This window comes from Paenibacillus cremeus (assembly GCF_007786445.1).
In the GTDB taxonomy this organism is placed as follows: domain Bacteria; phylum Bacillota; class Bacilli; order Paenibacillales; family NBRC-103111; genus Paenibacillus_G; species Paenibacillus_G cremeus.
This window is the reverse complement of record NZ_VNJI01000073.1, coordinates 1-13,783: the sequence shown is the minus strand read 5'-3', so window position 1 is coordinate 13,783 and position 13,783 is coordinate 1. Positions and strand designations below refer to the sequence as shown.

Annotated in this window: 16 protein-coding genes and 2 pseudogenes; 8 read left to right on the top strand and 10 right to left on the bottom strand. The window is 46.4% G+C overall.

Annotated elements, in window-relative coordinates; translation table 11 throughout:
* Positions 1-14: 14 nt before the first annotated feature.
* From FPZ49_RS32745 to FPZ49_RS32720, 6 genes are all read left to right on the top strand, one after another.
* Positions 15-287 carry a helix-turn-helix transcriptional regulator gene (locus FPZ49_RS32745; protein ID WP_186446244.1) on the top strand — a complete coding sequence of 91 codons (273 nt, stop codon included), beginning with the start codon at positions 15-17 and terminating at the stop codon, positions 285-287.
* Positions 288-483: 196 nt separating this feature from the next.
* Positions 484-927 carry a phBC6A51 family helix-turn-helix protein gene (locus FPZ49_RS32740; protein ID WP_144854566.1) on the top strand — a complete coding sequence of 148 codons (444 nt, stop codon included), beginning with the start codon at positions 484-486 and terminating at the stop codon, positions 925-927.
* Entirely contained in the window at positions 924-1,553 is a 630-nt protein-coding gene (locus FPZ49_RS32735) for a hypothetical protein (protein WP_144854563.1), read from the top strand. The genes FPZ49_RS32740 and FPZ49_RS32735 overlap by 4 nt, the downstream gene beginning before the upstream one ends.
* Positions 1,550-1,864, top strand: coding sequence for a hypothetical protein (locus tag FPZ49_RS32730; protein WP_144854562.1), 315 nt, complete (start codon positions 1,550-1,552; stop codon positions 1,862-1,864). The genes FPZ49_RS32735 and FPZ49_RS32730 overlap by 4 nt, the downstream gene beginning before the upstream one ends.
* Before the next feature lie 884 nt (positions 1,865-2,748).
* Entirely contained in the window at positions 2,749-3,240 is a 492-nt protein-coding gene (locus FPZ49_RS32725; RefSeq protein WP_144854560.1) for a hypothetical protein, read from the top strand.
* A 610-nt stretch (positions 3,241-3,850) separates the two neighbouring features.
* Positions 3,851-4,405, top strand: a complete 555-nt coding sequence (locus FPZ49_RS32720) for a recombinase family protein (protein WP_144854558.1) — start codon at positions 3,851-3,853, stop codon at positions 4,403-4,405.
* Positions 4,406-4,644: 239 nt separating this feature from the next.
* Here FPZ49_RS32720 and FPZ49_RS32715 read toward each other — a convergent pair whose 3' ends face one another.
* From FPZ49_RS32715 to FPZ49_RS32705, 3 genes are all read right to left on the bottom strand, one after another.
* A complete protein-coding gene (locus FPZ49_RS32715; RefSeq protein ID WP_144854556.1) occupies positions 4,645-5,130 on the bottom strand; it encodes a hypothetical protein in 486 nt (161 codons plus the stop codon).
* A gap of 141 nt (positions 5,131-5,271) precedes the next feature.
* Complete coding sequence (locus FPZ49_RS32710; RefSeq protein ID WP_144854554.1) at positions 5,272-5,604, bottom strand: hypothetical protein; 333 nt, start codon at positions 5,602-5,604, stop codon at positions 5,272-5,274.
* A 204-nt stretch (positions 5,605-5,808) separates the two neighbouring features.
* On the bottom strand, positions 5,809-6,276 hold the full coding sequence (locus FPZ49_RS32705) for a hypothetical protein (protein WP_144854552.1): 468 nt from the start codon (positions 6,274-6,276) through the stop codon (positions 5,809-5,811).
* A gap of 110 nt (positions 6,277-6,386) precedes the next feature.
* On the opposite strand from FPZ49_RS32705, the gene FPZ49_RS32700 reads away from it, so the two are divergent.
* A complete protein-coding gene (locus tag FPZ49_RS32700; protein WP_186446242.1) occupies positions 6,387-7,919 on the top strand; it encodes a recombinase family protein in 1,533 nt (510 codons plus the stop codon).
* A gap of 86 nt (positions 7,920-8,005) precedes the next feature.
* Here FPZ49_RS32700 and FPZ49_RS32695 read toward each other — a convergent pair.
* The 6 genes and pseudogenes from FPZ49_RS32695 to FPZ49_RS32665 all read right to left on the bottom strand — a co-directional run.
* Positions 8,006-8,185: pseudogene (locus FPZ49_RS32695) on the bottom strand (DUF255 domain-containing protein); the annotation flags it as partial.
* 117 nt (positions 8,186-8,302) lie between these two features.
* Positions 8,303-8,692 carry a DUF302 domain-containing protein gene (locus tag FPZ49_RS32690; RefSeq protein ID WP_144854545.1) on the bottom strand — a complete coding sequence of 130 codons (390 nt, stop codon included), beginning with the start codon at positions 8,690-8,692 and terminating at the stop codon, positions 8,303-8,305.
* Between the two features lie 394 nt (positions 8,693-9,086).
* Complete coding sequence (locus FPZ49_RS32680; RefSeq protein WP_144854541.1) at positions 9,087-9,347, bottom strand: metal-sensitive transcriptional regulator; 261 nt, start codon at positions 9,345-9,347, stop codon at positions 9,087-9,089.
* A gap of 141 nt (positions 9,348-9,488) precedes the next feature.
* Positions 9,489-9,719 carry a sulfurtransferase TusA family protein gene (locus FPZ49_RS32675; protein WP_144854539.1) on the bottom strand — a complete coding sequence of 77 codons (231 nt, stop codon included), beginning with the start codon at positions 9,717-9,719 and terminating at the stop codon, positions 9,489-9,491.
* 53 nt (positions 9,720-9,772) lie between these two features.
* Positions 9,773-10,528 (bottom strand): annotated as a pseudogene (locus tag FPZ49_RS32670) (sulfite exporter TauE/SafE family protein).
* Between the two features lie 215 nt (positions 10,529-10,743).
* Complete coding sequence (locus tag FPZ49_RS32665; RefSeq protein ID WP_144854537.1) at positions 10,744-11,235, bottom strand: LysR family substrate-binding domain-containing protein; 492 nt, start codon at positions 11,233-11,235, stop codon at positions 10,744-10,746.
* Positions 11,236-11,327: 92 nt separating this feature from the next.
* On the opposite strand from FPZ49_RS32665, the gene FPZ49_RS32660 reads away from it, so the two are divergent.
* Positions 11,328-12,170: a DMT family transporter gene (locus tag FPZ49_RS32660; protein ID WP_261381735.1), complete on the top strand. Its 843-nt coding sequence runs from the start codon at positions 11,328-11,330 to the stop codon at positions 12,168-12,170.
* Positions 12,171-12,325: 155 nt separating this feature from the next.
* Here the strand turns inward: FPZ49_RS32660 and FPZ49_RS32655 are convergent, their stop codons facing one another.
* The gene (locus FPZ49_RS32655; protein ID WP_144854535.1) at positions 12,326-13,348 is read right to left on the bottom strand and encodes a glucosaminidase domain-containing protein; all 1,023 of its coding nucleotides are present in this window, start codon (positions 13,346-13,348) and stop codon (positions 12,326-12,328) included.
* Positions 13,349-13,783 lie beyond the last annotated feature (435 nt).

The following is a 13,783-nucleotide window of genomic DNA, read 5'->3' as shown; positions in this document are numbered from 1 at the left end:
AGGAGATGATCCATATGAGCATTAACGGAACCATGATCAGACTGCTCCGTGTCCTGTATGGACTCAGCCAAAAAGATCTCGCCGATCTCATTGGTTGTTCTGACGTCTATATCAGTTACTTGGAGACAGAAAAGCGCCGCGTGACTGATAGAATGACAGTTCGCATCCGCTCAGAATTGTCACTAACGGACTCTGAGATCCGTGATCTGAACGAGCTCAGCCAGAGCACTCGCCGCGGAGTCGTACTCGGCAACGTACCAAAACATTCAGGAGGCGAGGGACAATGATCGAACGCATCACACTATGCCGAGACGGGAATAGGCCCGTCATCGCCCGAGTCCAGCTCACTGACGGAGCAATTCTGCTCTACACACTGTCGCCCGAGATTACTCCGAGACGGATCGCCTTTCTAATCCCCAAGCTCGTGGATAAGTCGCTACACTGCAACACAGAGAGAGCAGCACTTAGAAGGAGAGAAACGAGATGAAAGGGATTAGGATGTACAACGGAGGCGAGCAAACGCTCAGTGCTGAGCAGCTCTACGTCGCCGAGATACTAGCAACTCCCGGAAGAGCTTCGATGACTCTAGAGGAGATCGGGGATGCAGTCGGCGTCTCGCCGCGGACTATCTCGCGATGGCGCGCTCAACCGGAGTTTGCTCGATACGTGCAAGCGCGAACGGTCGCAATAGTAGGGGAGCGGCTGCCTGAGATTATGCACGTTGTCGCTGATCGCGCCGAGAAAGGATCGGCCAAACATGCAGAGCTCATCTTCAAATCGCTCGGCTTATTGAAAGACCATTTAACTGTGCAGCCGCAAATGCCTGATGATGATCGGAGCGACGCTTCCATCGAGGCGGAAATTGAGCGTCTACGCAAGGAGCTCGGCGAACTCGACGATGATATTCAAGGAGGGAACGAACTATGATGAAGTGGAAAATGCGCGAACAGTATGAACAGCAGGACGAGCGATACAACGCCGTACTTGAAAGATACAACGCGGCTGTGATCGAGGCCGGAACACGGTTGCAGGATCTGAAAGCGGAGCAAGCTGAGCTGTTCAAGCACGAGTTTAGGACGGGAGCAAACCTAACCGTCGAGAAGAATAAGCTCGCAGCCAAGATCGAGGCCGCTGAGAAAGATCTCGCAGCAGCCGAGCACGAAAGAGGCCAAGCATACGAGTTCCGTCGGACACTCTCGGATGACCGGATCACCGTTCGTCAGCTTCTTCTCGATTGGAACGGGCCGTATCGTTCCGCTGTCCGTGAAAACGAGCTGCAACCGATCATCGACCGCCTGACAGCCGCCCGAGCAGCCTACTATAATGCTCTGCTCGACGTCAAGGAGCTAGAGGCGCGGTACAACGCTGCATATCTCGAAATGCGCGATATGGCCCACCGGGACAACGATAACCATCCGGGTAATATGATGTACCCACTTGCGTTTTTCAGCCAGAGCGACGTGCCTTTGATCTCTCGCGAGGATCTTCTCATGATCGAGGATCGCCGCCAGCTGCCGTTTGGCATCAAACGCGTATCGGAGGTGTCCAAATGACAAGAACAGAGCAAGTCACGTTCCTGAGCTCGATCCAAACGAAGCTCTCGACGGGCACTGAGATCACAGCTGAGGACGTCTCAAGCGCTGAGCAGCTTGTCACCGCATGGCCGCGGCCGGAGCATCGGATCATCCATGCAGCAGCCAAAGCTCGGTATACTGCACAGCAGCCAGAAGCAATCGAGGACGATGAAATCGAACTTGTGACGGCGGATCAAGTCGAAGCAGCTCGCAAAGCGGCGGCGGCGAACCCGTCAATTAAGAACTTAGCCGAATACGCTCGCTTGAAACAGCAGCTCGCCGGGGAGTAGTATAGCACACCAATGTTTGGGGATACTACCTTTGTCTTCTGATCAAATTCAACTTGTTTAGGGGATGGACACTATAACCGTGTTAAAAGAGTGCCTCCTAGGGTTAGCAATATGGGCATTGACAGTGTTCGGCTTAGGAGCTCTCATTGCCCTGCTAGTGTTTCTTGCAAGCTTATTGACTCGATAAACGAAGGACGTGATGGTTCTCACGTCTACTGGCCGGGGGAATGATCCCTCGGTTATTTTGTTTTTACAACTTCGTTCCCTTTCATCAACTCTATCCGCCTGTAAAGTTCTTTATGATCCAGCCAGCCAGTGATAACAAGACTATGGCTGCTATGATATATAACGCGTTATTCATCTTCATGACTTTGTCCCTCTCGCTTAAATCCCTGTATCGCTGCCTTATGCCGCATCACTTCGATCTCATCCGTTCCCACAAGACCGACTACAGCAGCACACGTCGTCAGCGGTGGGATCGATCTAACCCTCCGTTTTTACTATGCCCAAATCTTATACATAGGAAGCATTTACCCGGTCACAATTGGAACCTTGGCGCGGATGATTCAAGTGGCCGGGGCTCAAATGGCTTGATGAATGACAGCGGAGGGATTGATCTGATCACTCTGCTTTCTTTTGTTTATCGACAGATCCACGGCCTCAACTCTCTATGTATAGAATTTGCACATAGCTCGGTCACATTTTGCATCTGACCTCGGTATTTAATGACAGGATCGCGGCGGCCAACTGATGTACCTCCTTCTCTAATTTATAGAGCTAAGTACAGAGGGTCGTTCGCTTCGCTTACTCAATACTTATATTCGCCGTTTTTCTTAATCCCACAAGTTAACAGCGGAAAAAAATATCGGAGGGATGATAGCCATATGAACAGACTGAGAAAATTGAAGAGATTGAAGAAGGAGCCAGCACGTCGACGCAAACCGTCCGAAATGCAGCAGCTACGCGAGGGTAAACGGAAACGGATCGCTGTCACCAAGTCGCCGGGACACGTCGATAAGATTCTCCGAACAGAGGAGAAATGGGGAGAACTGTCTATCAAGGCGCATACACGACGGGAGATCTGTTTGTCGAACGAGCTGCTCGATTATGATCTTGTTCGTCGCCTCATACATGGTGCAGCTCATCGCTGGGCGCGAGCCTATCGAGACAAGCGGATCACGTTCGAGGACTTCCTGAGCTCGTTCTATGAGGCCGCTTGGCGCGTGATCGAGCGTTACACATGGGCGACGGATTTTTATCTGTTTGAAACGATCAGCAACGCGATAAAGAGGCGAGGACAGTCGATGCTCCGCGCTGCCGGGAATGACAAGCGGAGGGCGTTTCATGAGGCGCTGCCGCTCGCTGATGATTTTTAGATCGTGTTTCTAGGAGCCGCTAGAGCCGCCGCGTGCGTCCCGAATCAGAAAACTTCCGAACAAACAGAGCGCCACCTAGCTATAAAGCACGAGGCGCTCTATTCAATTCGTATCGATATTGGACGAGCAGGTTTGGGGCTCAATCTATGTCCTTATCTCTTTTGGAGCGTTTTTTGGAGCGGTCTGACTCTTTGCTGTACACGTTTATTACAGTCATCTCACCATGTCGTGCTAGCGTGACGATACCACCTAAACTAAAACATAACATACCGACCCCAAGCGTTAATAACATATAAACCATCCTCCCTATCAAATGAATTTGAATCCTAGGTTAATACAACATATGAGTCTAAAGATATGTATTATACGTTGTCCAACGAAATTATTTGACATAATATTACATATTTCATATGCTATATGTCACATTAAATATAGCATATGTCATATTAAACGGGATTTTTATTTAGTTAAAATTTCCTACTTAAATACTTGGAACCTTCCCTTTTCGGTATCAAATCTTAAAAGTATTGACACCGATAGACAGACAGCGTAAGATCAAGGCATAGATCGGTGTCATAACATAGTGTCATAATCAAGGGGGTTTATACATATGATTTACGGCTATGCGAGAGTGTCAACCGTCGGACAAGATCTGGAGGCTCAGATACAGCAGCTAGAGGCAAACGGAGCGGAGAAGATCTTCTCGGAGAAATTCACGGGAACTAAGAAGGATCGACCAGAGTTCACGAGTCTGCTCGCTGAGCTAAAGGCCGGGGATACGTTGATCGTAACGAAGCTGGATCGCTTTGCTCGTTCGACCGTGGACGCGATCACAACCGTGAAAGAGCTGTTCGGCCGCGGAGTACGGATTCACGTTCTGAATATGGGTGTCATCGAGGATACAGTGACGGGCCGACTGATCCTAACCATTTTCTCCGGCTTCGCCGAATTTGAACGGGATATGATCGTCGAGCGGACTCAGGAGGGCAAGGCAATCGCCAAGCAGAAAGAGGGCTTCAAGGAGGGACGGCCGAAGTCATACACCGAGAAGCAGTTGAATCATGCGATAGAACTGCTTGGAGATCACTCTTATAACGAAGTCGCGGCTATGACGGGGATCAGCAAGTCTACACTGATACGTGAAGTAAACAAACGCAAGGCTTAGGGCTCGGCAGCCGCTCGCTGTTCGGGCTCTTTCTTTTGTTCTTCGAGGGGGCCGGGACCGGGGAGCCGTCCCCTAAATAGTCAGGGCAAGTGCTCGAAACAATTTTATAACAACTTTGAAACTTCTTGGCTGAAGCTTAGGGGATGGGCCAATCCTCTAGGCTCTTGTTGTTTGTGAAAGGCCCACATTCCGGGACAAAACGAAAAAGGCTCCCCGGGGTGGAGAGCCGCTTACTTCGACTAATGAGATTGTTTGCGATCTGATACAGCTTGGTGAGCATAGGCTTTGAATTTGTAAGCCATAATTTCCTCATGAAGCTCTTGTAGATTGGTCTTATTCGACCGAGGCTTGAAATAGCCGTTTGTAATCGTAGCTAAAACAAATCCAATCACGAAAAAGGCTAGCCCGATCCAATATGTATAAAATGCTCCCCAAACCGCTAATACGAGGCCTGCAACCCAAAGTAAACCTGACGTCTCAACGATGGATTTGGCGGCAAATGGTGAATCGTAAAACTGTGGGTAGGAAGAATAGAGCTCGTTCGCTTCATCAGATAAGTATGGGTTCTTGGTGTATCCGTACATTGTAATTCGCCGCTTCCATACAAACGCCTGAAACCACGCAATAAATGCAAAAATCCCCAAAATGGCGAGCAAGGCTATCCATGCCCACGGAAAACTGAAATACCCCAGTACAAGTAAGCCAGCAAACAACAGATACTTCATTCACAGCTCCTCCTACACTTTTTTATTTTGCGTCCAGAAATCGCAATCCTCGGGACTGCCGAGCTGTGTCATTGCTTCTCTTATTTATTGCATACAGCTCCCCGGTATGTCACTCATCTGTACACTTCCCTCCGTAAAATGCTACTTCAAAGCGAAGTAAGCTGCATATGCTTGTATCCCTGTGGCAATAGCTTGAACAACAGACGCGATCATAAGTACCCAAGTTAGTTTGGTGATGACCTTTGATGATTTGCTAGACTCAATCGCAGCAAGTTCGTTTAGCTTCGCGAACTCCGCAGATTGTTGAGCTGCTCGCTCATGAATTTTTGCAGTGTACATGTCAGTAAGAATAGCAGACACTCGGTACACAGCCTCTGGAGTGTAGGCCTCCCTATCGAGACTCGAAATAAAGACCTTCTCATCCTCGGTAAGATCAAACGTCTCTGTTAATATCTTAGCTATTGGTGTGTTCAATCTGTTTCCTCCCAAATACTAGTAGGCGCTGACTTATTTCCTGATAATGTTCCTACCTTTGACCATGTATGTTCTCATACTAAAAACGACTGAAGTACCTATAACAAAAAAGCTCCGGCGATGCTTTCGCTCAGAGCTCCTTTAGTGCTTTCGGACTATTTTCAATATATCACAACCGTCGAGAGTGCGTCTCTAAAGAAATGCTTATGTGTCAAGGCCATCAGTAAATTCTCGGAAGATCTGCGTCGCTTCCTGCGGCGACAGGTTGACCTCTTTATGACGCTTCAACACCTCAACGATCTTCTCCTTGTCGATCCCGGCTTGCTCCATAGCGGCGATCCAGCTGCCGAGATCCGACTCCCAAGTCCACACGTCGTTAATGAGCGGCTCCTCCTCGATCAGCGGCAGCATCAGGTTATCGAGGAGTTCCTTGACCTCGTCGTCAGTGAACAGATCGTCGGCATCTACTGGCTGATCCGTCAGATCGTCATCATCTGAGCTAACCGGGATCATGCCGAACGTCTCCCGGATCAGATGGCCGTTCTCGTCGAGCTCACGTATCATGACTCGTCCGTTCTCAAGAGGTATGATCTCAACACTCGGATTGTGGGGATTCTCTAGCTGCTCACTTGCTTGATCCTCAGCGCGGCGTTCACGCCCGTTCTTCATCATACGGCCATCTCCTCTCCTTCCCGCTATCCTACCAAAAAATTGATTGCTTTGATAGGATGATTTCCAGTATAATTCGGGTACAAAACATGTCATTTGGAGGTCATTATGTCATGGAGCCTAATTTCGAGATCAAAGACGTCGCCATATATTTACGAAAGAGCCGCGGTGAGCTGAACGATGAACGCGACGATCTAGCTAAACATGAGGCAGAGTTGATCGATTTGACACGGATTTACAATTGGCGTTTTACGATCTACAAGGAGATCGGTTCGTCAGCCTCGATCGACGATCGCCCTGAAATGGTATTGCTTTTACAGGATGTCGAAAACGATCTGTTTGACGCTGTCCTCGTCATGGACTACGATCGATTGAGCAGAGGCGACCTTGAAGACCAAGGACGGATTCGCCGTATTCTCAAAAACACCGACACCAAGGTCATCACGCCAACAAAGGTCTACGACTTCAATAATGAGGAAGCTGAGCTGATAAATGACATCGAAGGCGTTTTCTCCCGGCACGAGTATCGCATGATCAAAAAACGCCTCAACCGCGGGAAGAAGCGCGGGGCAAAAAGCGGGAACTGGACAAACGGCAAGCCGCCATATCCATACGTTTATAATCCGCTCACGAAGACTTTGGATGTTGACCCCATTAGGCTTCCGTTTTACGAGCTGATCAAGAAGCGGTTCTTTGAAGGAATCCCTTGCTACCGGATCTCGTGGGAGTTGAACAGTATGGGCGTGGAACCTCCGGGTAAACCGCGAGGTCGAAAAGATGGCTCGACGTCGACTCCTGCATGGTCTGAGAACGCAGTTTATCGTATCCTAACCTCGGAGGTGCATCTGGGCTACGTTATTTATGGGAAAACATCTGGAAGCGGCCATAAAAACAAACGGACAGCTCCACTCACAGAGAAGCCTGAGGAAGAATGGATTAAAGAACGGGGAAATCATTCCGTCCTGAAATCAGAAGCGGAACATGCAGAAATCATTGCGACACTATCTCGTCGCAAGCTTGTCTCGACCACAGCTAGACGTATGGCGTACCCCCTTTCCGGTCTAGTGAAGTGTGGAATGTGCGGCTACACCTTGGCTTTTACCTTCAAAACTTCAAATAAGAAGGTGTCTCTGAAGACCTGCCAGCACCACGATCCTATCGGGAACCGCTGTCGCAATAGCGGCGTAGGAGCTGACATAATCTATAGCTTGCTCGATCATTACATAGCGGATTACGAGGAACGCCTACGGGGAGTAGAAGTCGCTGTCGACACTGATACCGATTTGAAGATGCTGATCGAGGCTAAGGAAAATGAGATCGTTCAACTGAAAAACGGTTTCGACAGGATCACTGATCTCTATATAATGGGAACGCTCAATAAGGAGCAGATCAAGGTGAAGACGGACGACCTGACGGCACAAATTCAGCGCAAGCAAAGCGAGCTGAAAGAACTACTCGCAACTCTCGGCCATGTAGAAGGTCTTACGAACGAGCAACGTCTACAACGGATCAACGAGTTCAAGCAGGTATGGAAAGCTGAAAGCGCCGATCCGGAGCAAGTAAACGGATTGGCACGAAGTTTCATCGACCGGATCAGCTATACCCGAGATGGGAACGATATCGGCATTGACGTTAGGTTCATCTAGCTGAAGTAGGTGCTTTTTTACCATGTTCCTCGACCGACGTGACACCAATGACATGTTGATAAATCATCTATTTAGCCCGAAGGCTAGGAATAACCTATGGATAGAAATATAGGCTTACTTTCTCTTTGGGCTTTACTGAATGCTTCTTCTCCCCATGGATACCAATCCACAGGATTTGAGGCATGCTGAAGTAGGTATGGAGATTTCTCCATAATTAGTCTATTGGATTTCCGCTGCTTATTTTCTACAAATTCACGAGTTGACATTATCGAGTACACCATCCCTTTTTAACAAATTGCTGTTTTTTTATTATACTTTACATCTCCAGCAATACAAAAAAAGCAACTATCCGTTTAATGGATGTCGCTTATATCAATACTTCATCATACACTTTTATCAATACAAGAAATTAATCTGTTTTCAACATCCTCTGCAATAGCTTGCAGGGAACCAGAGCCGCTATCTACCATCCCAATTAAAGCAGTAGGTTTAGGCAAGCCGATTTTTGTTTTCCCATCTTCATCATAAATCGCTATTTTACATGGCAAAAAGTACCCTATAATGGAGTTTTCACTTAGTACACGCTTTGCTTCAAAGGGATTACAAACTTCAAGAATATGATACCTCTGATCAAAATCAATTCCTTTCTCTCGTAACTTTTCACTCATGTTTAATTGCCAAAGGACACCGAATTTTTCTTCTTTTAAGTTATTTTCCAGAGAAGTAATTGCTTCGTCTACCGATTGACCTGTTTCAACCGTATAATGAAACATGCTTTAGCACCCTTTCATAAATTTCTTTATTTACAACTCATCGGATTTTCATTATAATCCAAAGTAATTCAATTGGATTTATGGAGGTTAAGCCCATGTCCTTTTTTAATAAGTTGACACAAGAAAGGTGCCCTATTTGTAAAGAACCACTTACAACCGATAAATCAAATACGTTATTTTCTCATGTCATTAAATCCTGCCCAAAGGATCATTACGAAAAGGAATTCATCCCAGCCTTAGAAGGGTATGTTGAGCATTACAATGTTGTACCAAAATAAATATCCCCTAATATAAAGGCATTTAATTAAACTAAAAAAAATCATTAGCTATGAAGTGCTAATGATTTTTTTGTTATGTTGAGGGCTGCCGGAATATTACCTAGCAGTACCTCTTTTTAGCGGCTTTTCACGAGCAGCTCCATTGCCTGCTTCACTACTTTACTTGTATCCCTGCCTGCTTCTTTTTCCTCCAGGATACAATGCTCCAAATTCACCGCCACGATATACGCAATCGCTTTATCCGCCGCACTCCGGACAGCGGAGAGCTGACTTACGACATCCTTACAATCTTGCTCTTCCTCCATCATTTTCAAGACCCCGCGCACTTGTCCTTCGATACGTTTTAATCGCTTTTTCACATCTTCATCGTACTTCATAAAAGATCGTCTCCCTTTCATGTATACCGGTATAGGTATATTATTGCCGAAATGGTTGGTGAATACAACACGAAAGTGAAGATGAGGCGTGTATTAAATAAACTAGTTCACTAAAAAATAGCTAATGTTTGGTTTAAAACTTTAGGATGATCCCTTTTTGACAAAAAAGGTGAAGATTCCATCTACTTCAATGGCTTCAATTAGCTCATGCTTCGTTTGCTTAACCCAAGCTTGGAAATCCTTCATGGATCCTTTATCCGTGGTTTGCAGCTCCATAATTTGTCCAGATTCCAAAGAATCCATTCCTTTTTTTGCTTTTACAATCGGCAATGGACACGCTAGTCCTTTAGCGTCAACAACCAGATTTGCCATATTCATCTTCTCTCCCTTTAAAATTAATCTTTTTCATTAACACCATCGATCAGCTAGAATAAGATTGAAAGCCAGATTTTCACCACGGTTGTAGTAATAAGTGCTGCCAATATCCATTGAAGAATTCGAGTATTCACCTTTTTGCTAATTTCGCACCCATCGGGGATGCGATCAAGCTGGCAATCACCAATACAATAGATGGAACCAAGAGCATATGTCCACCCATGAATTTACCTGTAGCCGAACCAATGGAAGATATAAATGTAATCGCTAGAGAAGAAGCGATCGCGATCCTCGTGGGGATCTTGAGAACTACCAGCATTACCGGCACGGTGATGAATGCACCTGCAGCGCCGACAATTCCAGATACAGTACCGATAACAAGAGCAAGATGTAACTTGGCTGACGTCCTGAATATCGCTTCCCTTTTTGGGTAGAAACATCATAATTGCTGCGATTAGTGCCAGAACTGCGTAAACCATATTGATTGTAGAGCTTGGCAAGGCGTTTGATATATAGCTTCCCAAAAAACTGCCAGTAACAATGGAAGCTCCCATATAGAGAACTAACTGCTTATGAAGCAGTTTCCCTTTACGGAAAACAAGCATCCCCATGAAACTTGCGAAAAAAACTTGAACAGCACTGATGGCAGAAACCTCTTGAGACGTAAAGGCTGTGAAGCCCAATGCCGTTGGAATGAACAATAGCATTGGATAATTGATAATGGAACCGCCTATACCAACCAATCCCGATATGAAGGAACCCATAAATCCGATGATGAAGATGGTTAGGATCCAAGTAAAGGCCATACGCATCTACCTTTCTATTAAGCTTCTGTCATTGTATACCCCGGCGGGTATTTTTTAGTCCAAAAAAAGGAGCGCTCAATTCGTAACCATTGAATTGAATCAGCTCGATTTACACATACCCGTATAGGTATGTAGATAATATAAACAACTTTCTCGATTCCGTCAACCCTTAACTTTTGCCTACTATATTCATAACCGTGTGAATTTATAACGTTCTAATCGCTTCCGCTGAATCGTGCTGCTGTATCGAGAAATTGGTTAACCAACGGTGAACGATTGTCCGTCCGCCAAGCGATGCTCATTTCTACACGCGGGGCGCCTCCCTCTATAGCAATAAATGCTACATCCCTGGCATGTAAATTGTCTGTTGACTTAGGCACGATACTTATGCCGAGACCGGCTGCAACCAACCCGACAACCGTCTGTATCTCCTTCACATCTTGACGGATGATGGGACTGAAGCCCGCATCCCGACACTTGGAGAGGATATCATCATACCAGCTCGGCCAAACCTCTCTTTCGACAAGGATGAAGCGCTCTGCGCTTAAATCGCTCATGGCTATGGACGCGCGCTGCGCTAAAGGATGCAGCTTCGGTACGACAGCCAAACAAGTTTCTTGATGAACGGGCATTAGGGAAATGAGCGAATCGACCACAGGCGTTCTTACAAAGCCAATGTCAATGTCCTTTCGGTGAAAGGCCTCCACTATTAGACACTAGTTTCTTCTCATTGTAAAGTAGTGGTAAATCAATAACTTCTTGGTGAGGTCCTTCCTATGAATGCTTCGATGATCGTGTTGTGTCTAATCTGGGGGATGAATTTTGTGATTATGTTTCCTCCCGTACTGTTTGCAGCATTGCGATTTCTGACTGGCGCGGTCGTCCTCTTCGGGGTGTGTTATATGAAAAAATCCCTTCTCCGAATAAATCCGATTTCAAGTGGTATGCGCTCTGCGGATTGTTCCAAACCACCTACTTTAACATCGCCATTCAAATATCGCTTAACCAGATCAGTGCCGGTCTTACTTCGGTTCTAACTTACAGCATGCCGCTGTTTTTATCGCTTATGGCCCACAAGTGGATTCCTGGTGAACAGCTGACTCCTAGAAAAATCATTGGAATTGCTCTGGGCTTGGCGGGTTTATCTCTGGCTATGAATATTCGTTTAGGCGGATCCTTTTGGACGCTGTTATTGGCTTTAAGCTCGGCAATTTCATGGGCTGTAGCCAACCTGCTATTTAAAGTTAAGCTAAAGCACTGTGATTCTGTTCAATATACCACTTGGCAAATGACGATCGGAGCTGCAGGATTATTATTGTATTCTCTTATATTTGAACGTGGGGAATCGAATTGGGGAATCATGCCGCTTGCTTATATTCTCTTCTCAGGGATTATCGCTTCTGCATTGGCGTTTGTGCTGTGGAATCATATTTTAAGCCGTACCGAAGCGAGTAAAGCGTCCGTTTCGCTATTGCTTGTCCCCGTAGTTGGCGTCATCTCTGGGATGGTCTTTTTGCATGAAGCCCTGAGAATGGTCACGTTAGCGGGGATTGCACTCGTATTAGCAGGCATTTGGATCGTCAATTGGAAAAGCGCTCAACCCTCCCGCCTTGCTTCTCAGAACGTTTCTCGCTCATCTTAATTGTTTTTTTCCGCGTTTTTGCCACTGTAATACCGCTGCAAAAAGCATGGCCAACTCCGAATGAGCCAACCATGCTTCGTATCTCACTGTTCCGGATTTTCGCTGTTGGGCCTTTCAGGTTCATGCTCAGGGGTTGGGGGATAACGCTTGAAGCTTCAAGTCAGCACCTTCTGGTAATCGCTGTTCATAATGCTTTTCACTAGGCTCGGCCAATTCGTGTTGGCTCCACAATATTTTCGCGCAACTTTCTCGATGCTGGTTAACCCCATATCGATGTAGTACTCCGAAATGATATGCCCAAAAGCAATAACACTATCCCCTTTGGTCGAAAAGGTCAACGCTTTGTTATACGCATCGCTGTCCAAGGCGTTCAGCCCGAAAAGGTTATTTTTCGTTCTCGCTAGTTGACTTTTGCCGTGCCCGCTTTCCAGCTTCATCACAGCAATGGTGAAGAACGAGTTAATCCCATACTGCTTCTCGATCTCCAGAATGGCGCTTTCAAGTCCTTGACCTTCGAGGGCTGTGTCCTTCATAATTTTGGAAATTTGGTCCTCCGTGAGGCCAGAGCTCGCGGTCACTGACGAGGACGGTTTACTTGGCTCCGACTTCACCAGCGCTTCGGCCGGGGCTTGTCCAGCTTGATTCATGACCATCACGGCTGTCTGCGGTGCAGGGGCTTGTACCACTTCCTTGCTGATCAGCTTCGCATAGCTGCCATGAATGTATCCGCCGCTTTTCAGCTCGAGCCAGCCGTTGTCGGTCGATTGAACCACCTGCAGCAGGCTGCCCTGCTTGACCACATCAATAATCTTCGATCGGCTATCCGCTTCTTCACGAACATTAAGTAAGTACGCGGTGATCTCGTAGTTTGAAATCGATACCTCTGGGGTCGGCTCAATGTTCGTTTGCGGCTCCACTACCTTCGCAGCTGGGGCTTCAATCGGTTCGTTGTTCACCATCATCCCCATGATCATCTGGGTTAACACCCCAAAATCCGGCTGAGCCTTGGCAAATTGATCTGCATCTATGAGTGGCACTTTCGAGTTCAGTTCCGCTGCTGGCTTCGTCATGGGCGCTGCAAGCTTGTTCACCCGTGGAGCAATGCTGAAACCCATTGTAAACAGAAGCGTCGCAACCAAAAGGCAAATGAAAATGGAATGATTCACTTGTTTTAGCAAATTTAGCACCTCATTTATTCATTTGATAGATAAAGCTTGGCATTCCTTGTAATAAATAAGCAAAAATGATCCTATTTATTCCTCATCGCAAAAAAAAGTGGAGAAGTTACACCTGATTGTACACAAACTTTCTCGAAAAGCTTGTCACTTTGTCAGTGACCCTTTTACACTTAATTTGTCGCAATTGTATGCAATCGCTCACAGTTCATAAGAATCCGTCAAAACCGATGTAAAAAATAAATAAAAAAAAAGCATCCTCTCGGATACTTAAAAAAAACTACAGCGGAATAACTATACGACTAAAGGTTTTCGCCCCCTGTTTATCGAAGTAATTAGGTAACCATTACTTTAATAACAGGGGTTTCTAATGCGTCCAAAAGATCGAATTGTGCCTGAAAAAACTATATATTTTCGACCTGAAATTACGAACTGCCC

What these genes read in the sequence shown, in the direction of transcription:
- FPZ49_RS32745 (WP_186446244.1), top strand. Translation starts at nt 15, where the DNA reads ATGAGCATTAACGGAACCATGATCAGACTGCTCCGTGTCCTGTATGGA.
- FPZ49_RS32740 (WP_144854566.1), top strand. Translation starts at nt 484, where the DNA reads ATGAAAGGGATTAGGATGTACAACGGAGGCGAGCAAACGCTCAGTGCT.
- FPZ49_RS32735 (WP_144854563.1), top strand. Translation starts at nt 924, where the DNA reads ATGATGAAGTGGAAAATGCGCGAACAGTATGAACAGCAGGACGAGCGA.
- FPZ49_RS32730 (WP_144854562.1), top strand. Translation starts at nt 1,550, where the DNA reads ATGACAAGAACAGAGCAAGTCACGTTCCTGAGCTCGATCCAAACGAAG.
- FPZ49_RS32725 (WP_144854560.1), top strand. Translation starts at nt 2,749, where the DNA reads ATGAACAGACTGAGAAAATTGAAGAGATTGAAGAAGGAGCCAGCACGT.
- FPZ49_RS32720 (WP_144854558.1), top strand. Translation starts at nt 3,851, where the DNA reads ATGATTTACGGCTATGCGAGAGTGTCAACCGTCGGACAAGATCTGGAG.
- FPZ49_RS32715 (WP_144854556.1), bottom strand. Translation starts at nt 5,130, where the DNA reads ATGAAGTATCTGTTGTTTGCTGGCTTACTTGTACTGGGGTATTTCAGT.
- FPZ49_RS32705 (WP_144854552.1), bottom strand. Translation starts at nt 6,276, where the DNA reads ATGATGAAGAACGGGCGTGAACGCCGCGCTGAGGATCAAGCAAGTGAG.
- FPZ49_RS32700 (WP_186446242.1), top strand. Translation starts at nt 6,387, where the DNA reads ATGGAGCCTAATTTCGAGATCAAAGACGTCGCCATATATTTACGAAAG.
- FPZ49_RS32690 (WP_144854545.1), bottom strand. Translation starts at nt 8,692, where the DNA reads ATGTTTCATTATACGGTTGAAACAGGTCAATCGGTAGACGAAGCAATT.
- FPZ49_RS32680 (WP_144854541.1), bottom strand. Translation starts at nt 9,347, where the DNA reads ATGAAGTACGATGAAGATGTGAAAAAGCGATTAAAACGTATCGAAGGA.
- FPZ49_RS32675 (WP_144854539.1), bottom strand. Translation starts at nt 9,719, where the DNA reads ATGGCAAATCTGGTTGTTGACGCTAAAGGACTAGCGTGTCCATTGCCG.